This is a genomic window from Kangiella sp. (genome assembly GCF_048265365.1).
Taxonomy (GTDB): Bacteria; Pseudomonadota; Gammaproteobacteria; order Enterobacterales; family Kangiellaceae; genus Kangiella.
Genome location: NZ_JBLXBT010000001.1, coordinates 685,327 through 703,375, shown reverse-complemented (window position 1 = coordinate 703,375; position 18,049 = coordinate 685,327). Strand labels below are relative to the sequence as shown.

17 protein-coding genes are annotated in these 18,049 nt (G+C 45.3%); 6 read left to right on the top strand and 11 right to left on the bottom strand.

Translation table 11 applies throughout. The annotated features are described in order from the left end of the window. Positions 1-8: 8 nt before the first annotated feature. The 4 genes from gspF to gspC are packed head-to-tail and all read right to left on the bottom strand — an operon-like array spanning position 9 to position 5,855. The gene (gene gspF, locus ACN0VI_RS03360) at positions 9-1,232 is read right to left on the bottom strand and encodes a type II secretion system inner membrane protein GspF (protein ID WP_331892933.1); all 1,224 of its coding nucleotides are present in this window, start codon (positions 1,230-1,232) and stop codon (positions 9-11) included. Beyond that, positions 1,232-2,767, bottom strand: coding sequence for a type II secretion system ATPase GspE (gene gspE, locus ACN0VI_RS03355; RefSeq protein WP_331892932.1), 1,536 nt, complete (start codon positions 2,765-2,767; stop codon positions 1,232-1,234). The genes gspF and gspE overlap by 1 nt, the downstream gene beginning before the upstream one ends. Then, the gene (gene gspD / locus ACN0VI_RS03350) at positions 2,767-4,908 is read right to left on the bottom strand and encodes a type II secretion system secretin GspD (protein WP_417445783.1); all 2,142 of its coding nucleotides are present in this window, start codon (positions 4,906-4,908) and stop codon (positions 2,767-2,769) included. Before gspD ends, gspE begins: the two co-directional genes overlap by 1 nt. Beyond that, positions 4,905-5,855, bottom strand: a complete 951-nt coding sequence (gspC, locus tag ACN0VI_RS03345; protein WP_417445782.1) for a type II secretion system protein GspC — start codon at positions 5,853-5,855, stop codon at positions 4,905-4,907. Before gspC ends, gspD begins: the two co-directional genes overlap by 4 nt. 140 nt (positions 5,856-5,995) lie before the next feature. Between gspC and hslR the strand changes: the two genes are divergently transcribed. Together hslR and hslO are read left to right on the top strand one after the other, a co-directional pair. Beyond that, entirely contained in the window at positions 5,996-6,382 is a 387-nt protein-coding gene (gene hslR, locus ACN0VI_RS03340) for a ribosome-associated heat shock protein Hsp15 (RefSeq protein WP_417445781.1), read from the top strand. 76 nt (positions 6,383-6,458) lie between these two features. Beyond that, positions 6,459-7,331, top strand: a complete 873-nt coding sequence (gene hslO, locus ACN0VI_RS03335) for an Hsp33 family molecular chaperone HslO (RefSeq protein WP_417445780.1) — start codon at positions 6,459-6,461, stop codon at positions 7,329-7,331. A 39-nt stretch (positions 7,332-7,370) separates the two neighbouring features. On the opposite strand, the gene envZ is transcribed toward hslO, so the two are convergent. Further along, positions 7,371-8,675 carry a two-component system sensor histidine kinase EnvZ gene (envZ, locus tag ACN0VI_RS03330; protein WP_417445779.1) on the bottom strand — a complete coding sequence of 435 codons (1,305 nt, stop codon included), beginning with the start codon at positions 8,673-8,675 and terminating at the stop codon, positions 7,371-7,373. Positions 8,676-8,723: 48 nt separating this feature from the next. Further along, positions 8,724-9,446: a two-component system response regulator OmpR gene (ompR, locus tag ACN0VI_RS03325; RefSeq protein ID WP_015781335.1), complete on the bottom strand. Its 723-nt coding sequence runs from the start codon at positions 9,444-9,446 to the stop codon at positions 8,724-8,726. A gap of 275 nt (positions 9,447-9,721) precedes the next feature. Between ompR and ACN0VI_RS03320 the strand changes: the two genes are divergently transcribed. From ACN0VI_RS03320 to ACN0VI_RS03310, 3 genes are all read left to right on the top strand, one after another. Next, positions 9,722-12,043, top strand: a complete 2,322-nt coding sequence (locus tag ACN0VI_RS03320) for a Tex family protein (protein WP_417445778.1) — start codon at positions 9,722-9,724, stop codon at positions 12,041-12,043. A gap of 162 nt (positions 12,044-12,205) precedes the next feature. Next, positions 12,206-12,718, top strand: a complete 513-nt coding sequence (locus tag ACN0VI_RS03315; protein ID WP_417445777.1) for a disulfide bond formation protein B — start codon at positions 12,206-12,208, stop codon at positions 12,716-12,718. Between the two features lie 24 nt (positions 12,719-12,742). After that, positions 12,743-13,039, top strand: coding sequence for an antibiotic biosynthesis monooxygenase family protein (locus ACN0VI_RS03310; RefSeq protein WP_015781338.1), 297 nt, complete (start codon positions 12,743-12,745; stop codon positions 13,037-13,039). A 75-nt stretch (positions 13,040-13,114) separates the two neighbouring features. On the opposite strand, the gene ACN0VI_RS03305 is transcribed toward ACN0VI_RS03310, so the two are convergent. The 4 genes from ACN0VI_RS03305 to ACN0VI_RS03290 all read right to left on the bottom strand — a co-directional run bounded on the left by ACN0VI_RS03305 (position 13,115) and on the right by ACN0VI_RS03290 (position 15,399). After that, positions 13,115-13,441, bottom strand: coding sequence for a DUF962 domain-containing protein (locus tag ACN0VI_RS03305; RefSeq protein WP_331892523.1), 327 nt, complete (start codon positions 13,439-13,441; stop codon positions 13,115-13,117). Between the two features lie 18 nt (positions 13,442-13,459). Continuing rightward, complete coding sequence (gene fkpA / locus ACN0VI_RS03300) at positions 13,460-14,395, bottom strand: FKBP-type peptidyl-prolyl cis-trans isomerase (RefSeq protein ID WP_417445776.1); 936 nt, start codon at positions 14,393-14,395, stop codon at positions 13,460-13,462. Between the two features lie 81 nt (positions 14,396-14,476). Beyond that, positions 14,477-14,983 carry a TIGR02444 family protein gene (locus tag ACN0VI_RS03295; protein WP_331892521.1) on the bottom strand — a complete coding sequence of 169 codons (507 nt, stop codon included), beginning with the start codon at positions 14,981-14,983 and terminating at the stop codon, positions 14,477-14,479. Between the two features lie 35 nt (positions 14,984-15,018). Next, on the bottom strand, positions 15,019-15,399 hold the full coding sequence (locus ACN0VI_RS03290; RefSeq protein WP_331892520.1) for a DUF423 domain-containing protein: 381 nt from the start codon (positions 15,397-15,399) through the stop codon (positions 15,019-15,021). Between the two features lie 126 nt (positions 15,400-15,525). Between ACN0VI_RS03290 and ACN0VI_RS03285 the strand changes: the two genes are divergently transcribed. Then, entirely contained in the window at positions 15,526-17,016 is a 1,491-nt protein-coding gene (locus ACN0VI_RS03285) for a lysophospholipid acyltransferase family protein (RefSeq protein ID WP_331892518.1), read from the top strand. Positions 17,017-17,022: 6 nt separating this feature from the next. Here ACN0VI_RS03285 and ACN0VI_RS03280 read toward each other — a convergent pair whose 3' ends face one another. Then, the gene (locus ACN0VI_RS03280) at positions 17,023-18,045 is read right to left on the bottom strand and encodes a glycosyltransferase family 9 protein (RefSeq protein WP_417445775.1); all 1,023 of its coding nucleotides are present in this window, start codon (positions 18,043-18,045) and stop codon (positions 17,023-17,025) included. Between the last annotated feature and the right edge of the window lie 4 nt (positions 18,046-18,049).

Below are 18,049 nucleotides of genomic sequence, written 5' to 3'. Positions count from 1 at the left end.
AAATATAATTAACTTGTAATAGAATTGGTCAATTCAAAGATCGGTAGCATCATAGCCAATACAATAAACATAACCATGCCGCCTAAGGCTAAAATAATCAGCGGCCCCATAATATTGAGTGCCACATCGACACTATTTTCAAATAAACTTTCCTGATTGTCAGAGACCTGTTGCAGCATCTGCTCCAGTTCACCACTGGCCTCGCCACTGCCTATCATATGAATCATCATAGGTGGGAACAATCGGGACTGCTGTAGCGCCACTTTCAGGCTGGTACCTTCGCGAACTTTGATCGATGCTTCTGCTACCGCCTGTCGCATCTTTAGGTTAGACAATACTTTGCCGCCAATATTCATTGCTTCTAACAAGGGTACACCGCTGGAATGCAGAATACTTAAAGTACTGGAAAACTGGGCCGTGTTCAGGTTACTGGACAAGCGACCAAATACTGGCATTTTCAAAATCTTAGCGTGCCACTTGCGTTTATTGTCTTCATTACGAAGCCAGTAACGCATCCCTATAAACATCAATATCAGTAATATCAGTGTATAAAGACCGAAATTAATGACAAAGTCACTGATACCAATCAAAATCTTAGTCAGAACAGGTAATTCCTGACTCATGTGGGTGAACTGCTCAACCACCTTGGGCACCGCAAACACCATCAGCCCAGAAACAACGCCAATCGCAACAAAGATCAAAACCGCTGGATAAACCATCGCCGCTGATACTTTACTGTTAATTTTCTGGCGACGTTCGGTGTAATCAGCTAATCGATTGAGAACCTTGTCTAAGTGACCGGCTCGCTCACCAGCAGCTACCATGGAACGATACAGCTCATTAAAGACATTAGGGAACTCGGTCATACCATCTGCCAGGGTATGGCCTTCAAGAACTTTCGCCCTAACGCCTAAAATAATACTTTTTACTTTGCCTTTATCGGTTTGATCAGCAACTGCTTTAAGCGCCTCTTCAATGGGCAAGGCAGCTTTAACAAGCGTTGCTAACTGGCGCGTTACCAATGCAAGATCGGCAACTTTAATGGAAGGCTTAAAGAATCCGCCGGAACTTTTTTCACGCGCTTTTTGCGCATCACCGATATGCACCACTTCCAGTGGCGTCATATCTTTTTCTCTTAATTGCTGGCGTATCTGGCGAGGAGTGTCAGCTTCGAGAACCCCTTTTTTTTGCTTACCACGAGCATCCAGAGCTATATATTCAAACGCGGCCATTAATCCTCCCGCGTCACACGTAGCACTTCTTCAACGGTGGTCATTCCTTCGAGAACACGCTTACGACCATCAGCACGAATGCTTGGCGTCAGTTTACGTGCATGGCGTTCCATTTCCTGCTCACTGTTATTATTGTGAATCATTGTACGCATTTGCTCGTCAATAATGACCAGCTCATAAATACCTTGTCGACCACGATAACCATGATAGTTACAGCTTTCACAACCATCCGGATGATAAATAGTCGGAGGATTGGTCGCATCAAAGCCCATCAACTCACATTCTTTCTGGTTGGCAGGTGCCGGCTTTTTACACTCAGGACACAACACCCTGACTAGACGCTGTGCTAAAACACCCAACAAACTGGTCGATAGCAAGAACGGCTCAACACCCATATCCTGCATACGAGTTACAGCGCCAACTGCGGTATTAGTGTGCAGTGTTGATAGCACTAGGTGACCGGTCAAACTGGCCTGGACGGCAATTTGTGCCGTTTCCAGATCACGAATCTCACCAACCATCACCACATCCGGATCCTGACGCAAAATAGCGCGCAGTCCACGGGCAAAGGTCATATCAACTTTCGGATTCACCTGAGTTTGCCCAATACCATCGATCAGGTACTCGATAGGGTCTTCAACCGTTAAAATATTACGCGTCGAATTATTAAGAAGGGATAAGCCTGCATAGAGAGTGGTTGTTTTACCAGAGCCGGTTGGGCCGGTAACCAGAATAATGCCATGCGGCTTGTGAAGCAAATCACCCATGAACTCCATGGTCTTAGGCTCCATACCCAAGTGCGAGAACTCCAGACGACCGGCTTCTTTATCTAATAAACGCAGAACCACACGCTCGCCAAAACTTGAAGGCATGGTCGATACACGAACATCCACCGCACGGTTTGCAATTCTTAAAGCGATACGACCATCTTGAGGAATACGCTTTTCGGCAATGTCCAGTTTGCCCATTACTTTAATACGAGATACTAGTAATGGTGCTAATTTTCGATTCGGCTGTAACACTTCGCGTAAAACCCCATCCACACGGAAGCGAACTGATAAAGTTTTTTCGAAAGTTTCGATATGGATATCCGAAGCATTCTCTTTGATCGCCTCGGTTAATAATGCATTGATCAGTTTAATGATCGGTGCATCATCTTCGGCTTCAAGCAGGTCTTCAGTCTCTGGCAACTCTTCGGCCAGACGGAACAGATCCATTTCATCGCCCAAATCTTCCATAGTCTGACGCGCATCTGCCGTTCCCGACTGATAATAAGCACTCAAACGGCTTTCAAATTCAGCCTCATCCAGTTTTTCAATTTTAAAACGATGCGGGTAATGGCGACGAACTTCGAGCAAAGCCTGCGGTGGGGTACCCTCACGCATAAAGCACTGCATGACATCATCGGTTTTAATCAAAAAGACCCCATGACGACGGGCAAAGCTAAAGGGCAAAGGACGAAAGCCAACGCCTTTTGCGCTGTCTTGCGTTGTTAGCTCTTCGTTTGAATGCTCTGTTGCCGTTTGCTCAGCCATTAGTTTTCTTCAGCCTCTTCGCTTTCCGCTTCATCTTCACTGGCATCCTCCATATATGCTTCATACGTAGGAGGTAATACTAAAGCTTCATCGTAAGTTGGCAGAACTTCAGAGTCCTCTTCAGGCATTAAGCTGATACCACGATTGGCCTGCTCAATTTGCTGGGCACGAATATAGCTGTATTTGGCACTACTTAACTCACGCAACTCCGCATCGTCTTTTAGCACAGTTGGATGAATAAAGATCATCAGATTACGTTTGATTTTCTGTGTACGCTGCGATTTAAACGCATGCCCTAGTACTGGAATATCACCCAGAATCGGAACTTTCTGCGAACTTTGTTGAATATCATCATCAATCAGACCACCCAGAACAACCATGCCACCATCCGGTACCAACACTGATGTTTTTACTTCACGCTTATTGGTTACAACATCGACATTGGTTGAACCAGCAATTGATGACACTTCCTGCTCAATATCCAAACGGACATAATTGCCTTCGTTGATTTGTGGCGTGAGCTTCAACATCACACCCACATCTTTACGCTCAACATTCTGGAAAGGATTGGAATTATTATCGCCTAGAGTCGAGCCGGTAATGATAGGAATTTCCTGACCAGACTTAAAAATGGCTTCCACGTTATCAAGTGTAGTAACACTCGGACGTGACAAGGTATTGGAGTCTGTAACGCCTTCTAGTGCACGAATAAAGGCACCCCAACTAAAGCCATCAGGTCTGATGCGGGCAACGCCTAATCCCAGGCCTTGCATGCCACCTAAAACTTCAGCGAGTGCAGCACCGTTATCACCGCCGACACGTCTAGTTTCAGTTCCGGTGATTTCGCCGGTTTCAGGATCTCGAGTAAAAACTTCTTCTTCTGAACCACGCGCTGAAATAGCTCCGGCTGCTACATTACCAATACCAGCTCCTGTATTAGTGAAATTCACAACACCGCCAGGGGCACTGCCGCCATCAGGTGCGAACAGCCACTGAATCCCCAACTCTTTGGCCTTATTGTCCGAGATCTCAACGATAATCGCCTCAACATGTACTTGTTTACGACGGATATCCAAAGCTCGGATAACAGAGTCAAACTCACGCATAATATCCGGCGGAGCGGTCAAAACCAAAGCATTGGTTTCTTCGTGGGATTGAATACTATATAAAGAACGCTGTGTTGCTACGGCACCCCCACCTCCTGCTCCAGCACGGCCTGAAGCAGCGGCTTCTTCTTTCTGCTTGATTTCACCGATGCCCGATAAAACCTCAGCTACCTGCTCAGATTTTGAATATTTCAAAAAAACGGTCTTAGTATTACCCATTGAGTTCAATGGACGATCCAAGCTGCCAATCAAGGCTCTTAGACGAACGCGTTGTCGATCGTTTGCACTCAACAAAATGCTATTAGTTCTTTCATCAGCAACATAACGAGGCTCTTGTACTTCGTTACCTTGCTGCTGACGACCGCTACGATTTAAGCTTTCAAGAATTCGTACAATTTCGCTGGCAGAGGCATGCTCAAGCGGAATCACTTCAATTTCTTCATCGTTGGCTTTATCAGTACGATCAATGATTTCAGTTATACGGCGTACATTCGATGCTGAATCATGAAGAATTAGGGTATTGGTTCCTTGTACTGCAAACAGGTGGCCAGAAGTAGGAGATACCAGGGGACGCAAAACATTCATAATCTGCTGTGCATCAACATTTTGTACTGGGATTACTTGCGTAATATAGCGGTCACCATAATCATCCAAATTACCGACATTGACTGGCGAATATTCAGAGCGAGCCTGCTGATCCGGAATAATTTTTACCACTCCATTAGCTTCAATGGCCTGGAATTTGTGTACCTGTAACGCAGATACGAAAATATTATAAATTTGATCTTTGGTGTAATCGACGTTACCGGCAGTGATAATAGTCACTTTAAGACCTTTGACCCGCGGGTCGACGATCATCGTCTTGCCCGTGATCTTGGCAACTGTTTCAACCACTTCACGAATATCGGCATCTCGGACATTCAACCTTTCGGCATTGGCACTAAATGAAGACAATAACAAACCTGCTGCACAGAGTGTCATGGTCAGGTTATTACCAAGCTGTTTCATTCGGGATTTTTTGAGTGTCTGTATCATTGGATTCTTCTCTCATTTGGATCTGGCTTTTGCTGCTGTGACAGCTCAGACAAACCCAACAATAGTGTTACGGGCTGTCCATCTCTCTCAATTGTTATTTCCAGGGAATCGGTATTGGTTAATTCATTGGCAATTCCCAGCAACCCCTGTTCATTGAGCTGCGTACCATTAACTGATTTTATAACGTCATTGCGTCTTAAACCTATACGGGCAAACATTCTTGGATCTGAACCAGGTGCCACCTTGTAGCCAGTAACAACCCCGCTTTCGTCCACTACCTGCTCAAATTTGGCTAAGTCCGCCAATGACTGTGGATCGGTAAATACCTTGTCCTTCATATCCGCAAGCTCGCTAGATAACCGACTATCTCGTCGCTTATCAATCGTCCGCTCTTGACCGCTATCTACCGGTTTCATTTTGCTTTCTGACTCTGACAATGCGCTCTGATTCAACTGTTCTTCAAGAGTCAAAGTTTCCAGCCGGCCATTATTTTTTAATACGACTTGTAAGGTTTCAACTTTATGCAAAACAACATTACCGTTAACTTCCAGCTTATCATTCATGAAGTATGCTTTTTCATCACGGCCATTGGACTGGATGATAGCGCTGGATAATTCTGCATCATTCGAAACATAGGTGCCAAGAAGCTTCAAGTTCAAGCGAGTTTCTTCCGCCTGAATCGTTTCTTCTTCGACTCGCCCTGCCTCGCCAAAGACATGCAGAGACACCAGCCTGTTGACATCAACGGCCGCACGTTTCGTTTGTTGGGGTTGGTTTATAGCTACAGTCTCTGTTTGCTGTGGTGGTTGAAAAAAACCAATCCACAACCATATCAGCTTTGCGACTATATATAAGGTTAGCACAGTCAATAAGACGGCTAGTACCTGCGCAATCAACCTACCCCGTTGTTGCACAAACTGGTTTATTTTATGAGTTATAGGATTCATGAGTTACAGTTGTCACGAAAAGTCGTATTGTTCCCTCGTAATTGTTCGGCATCCTTCCTGAAGATCGCCTATAATCGAGATATTCCCATGCAGGGGCTGAGAAAGCAAGCAAGATACTGTAAAGAATAGTAAGGTTCAAGATGGTAGTTGACATTTATGTGAGATTAGACAAATGGCTCTGGGCAGCGCGCTTTTTTAAGACTCGCGCCCTCGCAAAAACTGCTATCGAAGGTGGAAAAGTACACTGTGACGGTGTTCGAGGTAAACCCAGTCGCCAGGTTCAACTCGGCATGACTATAAAAATCAGGCAAGGTTTTGCAGAAAAAACCGTTATTGTAGAAGGCTTGTCTGAACAGCGAGGCCCCGCCAAAGAAGCGCAAGCGCTTTACAGCGAGACCGAAGACAGCATACAAAAACGTGAAGAGTTGGCGGTGCAACGAAAGTCGATGCCGCACTCAGAGCATAAACCCGATAAAAAACAACGCCGCCAGATCCACCGTTTTTTGCGACAGCAGAATCAGGACTAATACGATTTAGACTACGACTTACACTACTATTTATACAATGCCATCCTAGATTCAAGAGAGTAATTAGAGAGAACCAATGTCAGACCATATCCAACGATTTACTTTTGCTGATTTACCCGTGCGCGGAGAAATCATCAGCCTGGAGCACAGCTTCCAGACCATTTCCGACCAACACCAATACTCAAGTACCCTGCGTCACCTACTCGGTGAAGCGCTAGCTGCAACAGCTTTAATGGCAGACATTATCAAGATCGAAGGCAAAGTAGCGCTACAGCTACAAAGCCCCTCTCAGGTCAAACTACTGGTAACCGAATGCAATAACCATGGTCATATTCGAGGCGTCATGCATCCGTTAGATCCTGACATTAAAGATTATAACTTTAGAGATTGGACGCAAGGCGGCACACTGGCGATAACCATTGAGCCCGAACAAGGTCAGCGTTATCAAGGTATTGTATCGCTGGAAAAAAACAACTTGGGCGAATGCCTAGAAGATTATTTCACCAGCTCCGAACAACTACCGACTTATATTAAGTTATTTGTTGGTCATGACCGAATAACTGGCCTTTTTCTGCAAGCTATGCCCAATGCAGACAATCAGGAGAAAGACAATAAAATAGCTTTTGAGCATGTCACGGCTCTGGCCAATACCATTACTGATGAGGAAGCCTTGACCCTCTCTCACCACGATCTGCTGTATCGCTTGTACCATCAGGATAAGGTGACCCTGTATGATGCAAAACCCATTAAGTTCGAATGTAGCTGTTCAAGGGAGCGAAATGAACGTGCACTTTTGACCATCGAACCACAGGAATTGATGCAATTAGCCGAAGAGCATAACGGTAAAATCGAGCTGGTGTGTGATTTTTGCAGTAAGAAAGAAGTCTTTACTGAACAGGAACTTGCTCAATTGATCACCACCAATCAGGGAACTGAAGCCGTTAACTAATCAATAGATTAGTTAACAAACTGCTTAAAGAACAATAACTTAGTGAACCGGGATTTGTAGACGCGCTTCAAGTCCTTTCTCGGCACGGTTATGTAAAGTGACCGTGCCACCATGCATTTCAGCAATACGCCGCACAATGGCTAAGCCCAAACCTGAACCGCCGCCACTGCGCGCTGAGTCGCCGCGTGAGAATGGCTGAAATAAATGTTCCATATCAGCATCTTTGATGCCGGGCCCTTCATCCATAACCGATAACTGAATCGTATTATTGTCCAGTTTGGTGATTACTTTTAACGGCGGTCCTGCATATTTCAGGCCATTCATGATTAGGTTAGTGATTAATCGCTTCATTGCCAGCGGCTTAAAATACAACTTAGGCAGTTTCCCCAGCTCAAAACTAATATCCTGAGTCTGCAAGCGAACCGACTTGATACACTCTTCAACCAAGGCATTTAAATCACCGAGCTGTTCGCGCTCATCACGACCATCGCGCACGAAAGAAATGAACTGATCGATAATCTGATCCATATCCTCAGTATCGCGTACAATCCCTTCGCGCAACTCATCGTCAGCCTCACCCATAAATTCGGTGGCTAAGCGAATACGCGTTAATGGTGTGCGCAGATCATGAGAGACACCCGCTAACAATAAATTACGATCCTGCTCCAACTGTTGAACATTACGCGCCATCTGGTTAAAGGCACGGGTTACGGTCACCATTTCCTCAAGGCCTTCTTCTTTAAGCTGACCGGGATTATCGCCGCGGCCAATTTCACGCGCGGCAAATTCCAATCGGCGCAATGGACGACTGATCTGCTTGGTGAAAATCCAGCCACCCAGCAGACTCAATAACAAAATCACGGAAATATAAACCACTGGCGGGTGAATATAAAAGCCTTCGAAAGGGTCCATCGCGATTCTTAACCAGACATTGGTATGTTGCGGCGACTTGATCCAATAATAAATATTGTCTGATTCTTCGACCCGCATTTCGGTTTGCGACTCACTGACACCAAGGCTCTCGGCCAACTGCTCGGTCAGTACGCTATAAGGGCGCGCTTCTCTGAGCTGTTTTGGCTCGCCCATGCGCGTGGAAATAAACTGAATACGCTGGTTATCCATAATCTGCTGGCGCACCGAGCCATCAATTTTCCCTTCGAATTCCAGAGCCTGTAATTCAAGCGAAGTTTTCACATCCGCCGAAAGCAGCTGCACCAGCTGTTTCATCGAAGGCTGTGCCACATACCAGGAGATGGACAGATAGGACACCCACTGATTAATCAGCAACAAACAACCGACCAATACGGCAATACGACCAAATGCTGATTTAGGTAGAATACGCATGAAAGCTATTTAATGAGGTTTTAAAGGGAACAGAGTAAGACCTGATAATCAGGCCTCACCACCATCAGGAACGAACACATAACCCACGCCCCATACTGTTTGAATATAGCGCGGATGAGCAGGGTCGGCTTCAATCAAGCGACGTAAACGCGAAACTTGCACATCAATGCTTCGCTCTAAGGCAGAATAATCACGACCGCGGGCCAGATTCATCAGCTTATCGCGTGACAAAGGCTGGCGTGCATGTTCAACCAGGGATTTCAGCACCGCAAACTCGCCGCTGGTTAATGAAATAGGATTGCCGTCATCAGTCATTTCGCGGGTTGCCAGGTTTAAAGTAAAGCGACCAAAGCTGACTACTGTTTCGGAATTACTTGGTGCGCCGGGAATATGTTTGGCCTGACGACGAAGCACTGCACGAATACGAGCCAGTAACTCACGCGGATTGAAGGGTTTCGCCAAATAGTCATCCGCGCCCACTTCTAAACCAACGATTCTATCCACTTCATCACCTTTAGCGGTCAGCATAATAATCGGGATTGGATTGTTCTGAGAGCGTAAGCGGCGACAAATAGATAAACCATCTTCACCGGGGAGCATTAAATCTAACACCATCAGGTGATAGTTTTCACGCTCGAGGAAGCGATCCATCTGTTCAGCATTTTCAACGGTACGGACCATAAAGTCCTGCTCTTTGAGATAACGCTCCAGCAGACTTCGTAAGCGAACATCATCATCAACAACTAATATTTTAGGAGTTTCTTCAGTCATAACCCAACATTCCTTCTACTTTTTGTACTTTCTATCAAGTTACATAAATAACTTTTATCAGAAAGGCCATTCTTTGTCTTGTCATTCTATCGTGTATTAAAAATCAATAATTGGCCATTAAAACAAACAATTAGCTATGCTCCTCAGTGCTTTATCCCTTATTTACTCAAAGTTGAGCGCTGGGTCAAAACCGACTTGGGCATTTTGTTCTTTTTTCATAGGTGTCGAAGCACTATACTATGCCGCCATATTTTCCCCAATAAGCACTTAACAAGATGTTACAAATAAACCAACAGATAGCTCAAGAGTTAAATGTTCGCCCGCAACAGGTTGAAGCAGCGGTTCGCCTACTTGATGAAGGCTCTACAGTGCCTTTTATCTCACGCTACCGTAAAGAAGTCACCGGTGCACTGGATGACACACAGCTTCGTGATCTTGAGCAAAGGTTAGGTTATTTGCGCGAACTTGAAGATCGCCGAGCCGCCATACTCAAGAGTATCGATGAACAGGAAAAACTCACACCTGAATTAAAATCATCGATCACTGCGGCTACCACCAAAAGTGAACTGGAAGATTTATACCTGCCGTATAAGCCCAAGCGTCGCACCAAAGCACAAATCGCGCGCGAGGCTGGTCTGGAACCACTGGCGATGGATTTATGGCAGAACCCAACGCTTGATCCTGAAATTGAATCAGAAAAGTACCTTAATCAGGAACACAAGATTGAAACCACTAAAGACGCTCTGGATGGTGCTCGTCAGATCTTGATGGAGTTGTTTGCCGAGAATGCTGACCTTCTAAAAACCTTGCGCGACTATTTATGGAACAATGCCTTTATTCACTCCACAGTGATCGCAGGCAAAGAAAAAGAAGGCATCAAGTTTTCCGATTACTTCGATCATAACGAAGCATTCAAAACCATTCCTTCGCACCGTATTCTGGCCTTACTGCGTGGTCGCAATGAAAATATCTTAAGCCTGCAAATGGTCTCTAATCAGGAGCTTATCAAAGATCCTGAAGCCACTGACCCTTGCTTATCAATGGTTGCCGAGCATTTTAATATCAAAGATCAGAAGCGCGCTGCAGATCACTGGCTACAACAGGTAGTACTCTGGACCTGGAAAATCAAACTGCATCTTTATCTCGAAACTGAATTACTAGCCAAAGTGCGTGAGCTTGGTGAAACCGAAGCCATTCGCATTTTTGCCCGTAATCTGCATGATTTATTAATGGCTGCTCCAGCTGGCGCCAAGGTAACAATGGGACTTGATCCTGGCTTGCGCACCGGTACCAAAGCGGTGATTGTTGATGAAACCGGCAAATTACTAACTCAAACCACTATCTTCCCACACGCCCCGCAAAACCAATGGGATCAGTCGCTACGCAAACTGCAAACCTTGTGCGAAATGCACAAGGTCCAACTGGTCAGTATCGGCAATGGTACTGCGTCACGTGAAACCGATAAGTTGGTAGCCGAATTGATGAAATTGGCACCACAACTTAAATTACAAAAGATCATGGTCAGCGAAGCTGGCGCCTCAGTCTATTCAGCATCCGCACTGGCCGCACAGGAATTTCCTGATCTCGATGTGACCTATCGTGGTGCAGTGTCAATCGCCCGTCGCTTGCAAGATCCGTTGGCGGAACTGGTTAAAATCGAGCCTAAGTCAATTGGCGTAGGCCAGTACCAGCATGACGTTAGCCAAAGCCAACTGGCCAAGAGCCTGGATGGCGTGGTGGAAGACTGTGTAAACGCGGTCGGCGTCGATTTAAATATGGCTTCCATGCCGTTATTAACCCGTGTGTCTGGTTTGAGCAAAACCATTGCCCAGAATATCGTCAACTGGCGCGATACTAATGGCCGCTTTAACAACCGCAAGCAGTTGTTAGAAGTTGAGCGTATGGGCCCGAAAACCTATGAGCAGGCAGCTGGCTTCTTGCGTATTCGTGAAGGTGATAACCCACTTGATGGCTCTTCGGTTCACCCTGAAGCCTATCCAGTGGTTGAAAAAATGATGCAGACGCTTGAAATGCAGGATGCTCATCAGTTAATGGGCAACTCGGATAAGTTGCGTCAAATCAAAGCCCAGGACTTCACTGATGAGACCTTTGGTTTGCATACCGTTAATGACATCCTGAAAGAGCTGGATAAGCCGGGACGTGATCCTCGCCCTGAATTCAAAATGGTTCAGTTTAAAGACGGTGTCGATACTCTGAACGACCTGAAAATTGGTATGGAACTTGAAGGTGTCGTCACCAATGTGACCGCATTTGGTGCCTTTATTGACGTTGGCGTACATCAGGATGGCCTGGTTCACTTGTCGATGATGGCCAACGAATTCATCAAAGACCCTGCCGAAGTGGTTAAAGCTGGCGATATCGTTAAGGTTTGGGTGCTGGACGTTGATATGCAACGTAAACGTATTAGCCTTTCAATGATAGGCCCAGAAGCTCAGGCAGCCTCAAAGCCAGCCCAGAAGCGCGATGGCAAAACGCATAAAAAAGGCCCTATGAAAGGAAACCAATCCAACAAGCGTGGTCAAAATAAGCCACAGGGTGCTTTTGCTGATGCATTGGCAGCTGCTTTGAAGAAATAGCAGGCTCAACAGAGCGCGCGAGCGAATGGTTACAAATTGACACTTTTAATCGTGCATTGCCCTAAGTAGTATTGCAATGCACATCTGCTTGCACTTTGCCCAAAGTGCAGGTAGTGTGCGCTATTCGCGTGCTGTGAACTAACGACACATAGAGCATAAAACATGAATTTAAATAACCGTGGCTGGAACTTTTTAGGTGCTTTCATCTGTTATCAGTTATTGGTAACGGCCCTTTATTTTCAGTACGTCGATGGCCTTGAGCCTTGTCCATTATGCATGTTCCAACGTGTGGCTGTGGCTGCAATGGGTCTAGTGTTACTACTTAACGCCATTCATAACCCTGCGATCAACTCCATCAGTAATCGTATTTACCAGATGTTAGGCCTGCTGACTGCCTTTGCCGGTATTGGCATTGCTGGACGTCACGTCTACTTGCAAAACCTGCCCGAAGGTGAGGCGCCTGCTTGTGGTGCTCCGCTTGATTACATGATGGATATATTGCCTTTCATGGAAGTCATTCAAACCGTTTTAACCGGTGCAGGTGAATGCGCCAAAATCAGCTGGCGCTTCTGGGGAATCTCCATGCCCGGCTGGATGCTTATCATTTTCATCATAGCGGCGCTGGTATTCGGCTTTAGACTGTTTAAAGCTTTCCAGCAACCGAAACCACTTTAATCTAAAAGCACAATTGAGGCTCTTATGATCCGAGTTATTATCGAGCGAGTGATTCAAGAAGGTAAACTTGACGATTATCATGCACTGATCCGCCAAGCAAAAAATAAAGCCAGCAACTCCGCAGGCTTCTTAACCGGCGAGATTTTTCACGTTAAAGACAACCCCAATCATGTCATCGTCATGTCATGCTGGGACTCATTTGATACCTGGGAAGTGTGGGCTGAATCAGAGCATCGACTTGATTTGCTTGACGCCATAAGACCACTACTTGAGTCAGATGAAAAAGTTACTGTATTAGAAAGCAGCCATCTTAAAAGCTAGTGGCTTAGCAGATAGCAAAAAAAAGCCAGCTCTCTGAGCTGGCTTTTTTATGTGAATCAATTAACTATTACTATTTCAAAAATACTTCGGCCACTCTTTTTTTAACTGCCCCGTCATTGCCATAAATAACATTTTATAATCTGCCATTAATGACCATAAAGGATAGGTAAAGGTTGCTGGTCGATTCCTTTCAATCACGAAATGTCCAATCCAGGCTGGCCCATAACCCACAATTAAAACTAATGGCAGCCACAACCATTGCTGAGTCGCGATCAAAAAGATGAGTAACAGTAATGAAGCGGTAGTGCCGACATAATGAAACAGGCGGTTACTCGGCAAGCGGTGCTCGCCGAGATAAAAAGGCCAAAACTCTTTAAAGCTTTTGATATTTTTTTCCGCCATCGCTTTTATTACATCGAATTACTGGTCATCACCAGTTGCTTCTTTTACTTCTTCTTTAACTTCTTCGGAAACTTCTTCAACAGTTTCCTGAGTCGCTTCGGCAGCCTGCTCTAACTCCTGGGCAGCATCTTCTACTTGCTCTTCAAGCTGCTCATCAATAGCTGGCTCTTCTGCAGGTTGAACTGGCTCAGTAGGATTAATTTCAAGCAATTCAACTTCGAATACCAGTGTCGAATTACCCGGAATAGAGCCGCGATCCATCTCGCCATAAGCTAAATCAGGCTTAATCACAAACTCGTATTTATCACCAACATTCATCAACTGAACGCCTTCAGTCCAACCTGGAATCACGCCACGTAATGGAAAGTCGATAGGCTGCTTACGCTCATATGAACTATCGAATTCTTTACCGTCAATGAAAGTGCCTCGGTAATGCACCCGTACAGTATCTTCTGCAACTGGGCTTTCCTCGCTACCGCTAGCCTCGATCACACGATACATCAACCCAGATTCAGTAGTTTCAACGCCTTCTTTCTGTGCATATTCTTCACGAAAAGCATCGCCAGTAGCCAAGTTAGCCTCTGCTTCTTGCTGCGCTTCGGCTTCTAGCTTCGCCTGATGCTCTTCCATTTTAGTATTCAAGTTAGTTTGGAAGGCATCCATTTCCTCAGCCACTTCATCATCCGTTAACTGTGCATTACCGGCAAAGCCATCTTTGATACCTTTGGCAACAATCTGAGGATCAATTTCAACGCCATATTCTTTTAGTGACTCAAAATTCTGTCCCATTTGAGTCGAGAAGTTGACCCCAATCGCATAGGCTGTTTTATCGTACTCGCCTTTAAACTCAGTAACTTGCTGAGTATCTTCTGATTTTTTTGAGTCTGTATCGTTGGACTGCTCACATGCTACTAATGCAGCACTCAAAGCTAGCACTAATGTTGTTTTCTTCATCGTTAGTTTTCTCACTTTATTTTCCCCAAATAGTGGTTGAAAAACAGGCATTGTGCAGGAGTTATCTACAAAATGCGAGGTCTAAACCTGTAACTTTTGAACTATGCCTCCTAGTTCAGAAGCTTCCAGTAATGCTTCATCCGCTTCAAGTCGCGACTGAGCCTGAGTTTGAATATAGAGCCGTAAATTACTCATTGGTTCAACTGAATGAGGCACGATCGGCCAGAACGGCAGCAGACTCTTAATTGCTTGTTGTTGAACCAGTTTTTCACCTTTCAGCTCAACAGCCAACAGTTTTTTATATTCATCCTTCTGCCCTAGATGTTTTGCCTGCCTGCGTCTGTTGCGAAGCCCTGAAACGGCTTGAGTCGCTTGCTGGCCATCACGTATCACCTTCTTCCAGATCACTGCATCCATAGCAATGCCCCGCTTTTCCGCCCATAAGGCCAAAAGAACATAGTTTACATTCAGTTGATAGCTGTCTTGTAACTTAAGCAGCAACGGTTTCGCCTGAGTTACCTCATAAAACACGCACGACCAGTCCCAGAAGTTATCCCGGTGATGTTGTAATAGCTGTTCCTTGACCATCAACTTACCCCATTCGTTGATACAGGTACTTAAACTTAATTCTTGTTATCGACCTTACTGACTAAGACGGCCCAGAAAAAGACCAGCCAGCTTATTATGAGAAGGCTTCCGCCGAGAGGGATTACTTTACGGATCAGGTCATTGCCCGTCAATGCGTAAAAATATAAGCCTCCGCTGAAGCCCAATATACCCGCAAACATTAACCATCCAGCCAACTCGCCTTTGCCATGTGCTATGAAGCCAGAGACGAAACCTACCGCCAACAGGCCTAAAGCGTGGTAAATCTGATACTGGACACCCAGTTCGAACAGCCTTTGCATATCGCTGTTCAAGCTTAGTGCGTGCGAACCCACTGCCCCTAACGCTACCCCAAGCGCCATAAACATAGTGCCATGTAAGATAAAATGCTTTTTCATCTATTATTAGAGAAGTTTAAAAAGGGCCTTAGTATTACATGAGAAAAGCGGTTTACAAAATCTGCGGTTTTATAATGGTCCGCTTTACGGGTAAAATGATGCAAATTTTCTAATGATTTGAATCTCTTGGCTAAAAAACCCAGCAAAGTATCGTCTTTCTTCATTGGCCTAGCCTTTGGCTTACTGAAACTGTTCGCAAAGCTGCCCTATCCGTTTGTTATTGCTTGCGGGCGTCAGTTAGGCCGTCTGCTATACCGTGTTAAGAGCCGTCGCATCATTGTCGAAGCCAACCTCCGCTACTGCTTTTCCAATGTAAGCTACTCGGAACGTCAAAAGCTGTGTAAACAGCATTTTTTGGCGCTAGGAGAGGGGTTTGCTGAATTAGCCCTGGCTTGGTATAAACCTTTTAACAAGCTGGAAAAATATCACGAGATTCGTGGCCTTGAACATTATGAAAAGGCGCAGGCGACTGGCCGTGGAATTTTCTTTCTAGGCTATCACAACACCAGCCTGGAACTATCGGGCGCCATTATGTCACGTTACCTGGAATTTGCCGCTTTCTATCGCCCCAACAAAAACCCCGCGCTCGATTATCATATTCAAAAAGGGCGAAATAACCGCACCCAAACCATGGGCCGCAACGATATTCGCTCAATTGGCAAGTGGCTGAAATCCGGTAAAAATTTATGGTTTATGCCTGATCAAGATATGGGCCGCAAAGCTACTGTCTTTGCACCCTTCTTTGGCAATCCAATGGCGACCCTAAATTCGCCAATGCGCATCACAAAACTTGGCAATGCCATTGTACTGCCAGTCAGTTATCACAAAGACCGCAAAGGCAAAATGATCGTCGAGGTCTTGCCGGAAGTTGAGTTCACTGGCCAGGATGAGATTGATTGCACCATGGCCAATAAAATTCTTGAAGCCTGCATCATGCAAGCACCCGAGCAATATTATTGGGTTCACCGCCGCTTCAAAACCTTGCCGGAAGGTCAGCGCACTATCTATAAACAAAAGCCACCTAAACTAAAAACGATTAGCGCTGAACAACACGATGGCGGCATAAGTGCCGGTAAAGTATTAACCAGACAAGATGGGTTACCGAAGCTGGTACGTACCTTTGATGGGCAGTTACTTAATATCTTCCCGCGTCGCACCAGTCTGGCAATTGATATTACTCGTCAAGAACTGAAGCGGATGCTGGATAAATGCTCACTGTTTACCTTCCGTGGTTTTTACACCATCACCCCGCAAGAATTTACTTTGTGCGAAGAGCGTAATGCTTATATGTTGCGCTACCTTGAAGTTCCCGGCGTCAGTCTGAGCCATATCCCAGCGGATCGTCATGAACCAACCGCTATACTGCTCGGAAGCTGGCTAAGGCATCTGCATAGTGAAGGGGTTTATTTGAAGGATATTCGACAAACCAATATTCAGATTTTGCCAAACGGCTCCTTTATTCTGCTAAACCCAACAAATTGCGAATTTTTTGATCGTGAACTTAAAGAATCGTTGCGCGAGAAAGATCGTCAGCAGATGATGGAAGCGATTGCTTTATTGAAGGATAGTCAACGTTGTCGCGAGTTGTTTATCGAACAATATCAGATGAAGGTATAACAATTTTCATCTTAAGATAGTATCGAGCATCACCATCACTTCGTCGACACTAATCAGATCCATTGCCTGGCGGCTGTGCACCCGCGTTCGCCAGGCAATCTGACTCACCTCTTTACCTAGAAACTGCTTTACTGCCTGTTCAAATTTATCCAAAGTGTAAGCCTGATTAAGGTAAGGCCCCGATAACTTACTTGGCGCTACCGCATATAAACCGACAACTGGAATTCCTACAGCATTGGCGATATGCGCTGGGCCAGTATCGGGAGCAATACAGACTTTTGCGTTCTGCAAAATAGCAGCCAACTCCTGTAAATTGGTTTTACCCACGCAATTAATGACCTCTATCTGACTTTTTATCTCTTGTGCAAGGTCATGGTCTAACTTATCCGGGCCACCAGTTAAAACTACCGGTAAGTCATATTGCTGTTTAATCTCTTTAACCAATTGCACATAACTATTCACCGACCAGCACCGTTCCAGTTTGCTTGCCGCAGGGTTAATAACAACAAAGTGTTCGGGCAACTTAAATTCAAGAGTCGACTGTCGACTTTGATCAGACAGTTGGATTAACCAATCATCGGTAGTCACTTCAAGTCTGGAGTGAGTTAACTGTTCTGCAAAACGCTTAAAGCTGTCATGCAGATGCTCTTCAGCAAAGGTTATTCTTTCGTTAGTAAATAACCATTGCCAATCACGAGCACGAGTCTTATCAAAACCAATTTTACGCGGGCAGTTAAGCAGAGGATAAATCAAGTTGGCGCGAGCACTTGCCTGCATTGCTAAAACTGCATCGAAAGGTATCGATGCTAATTTTTTTTTTAATGTCCGGTAATCAGCAATGCTGTTAGGCTTATCAATGGGAATAAAATGCAGGCGAGGATGGGTGGAGTTTTTTAATAATGAATAAGCTGCCTTCCCAATAATCCAATGCAGCTGCAATTCAGGTTGCTGTCTTAATAAAGCACGCACTACCGGCAAAACCAGAGTGCAATCACCAATTGCGGATAATCTTACTAAAGCAACCTGCATTAAT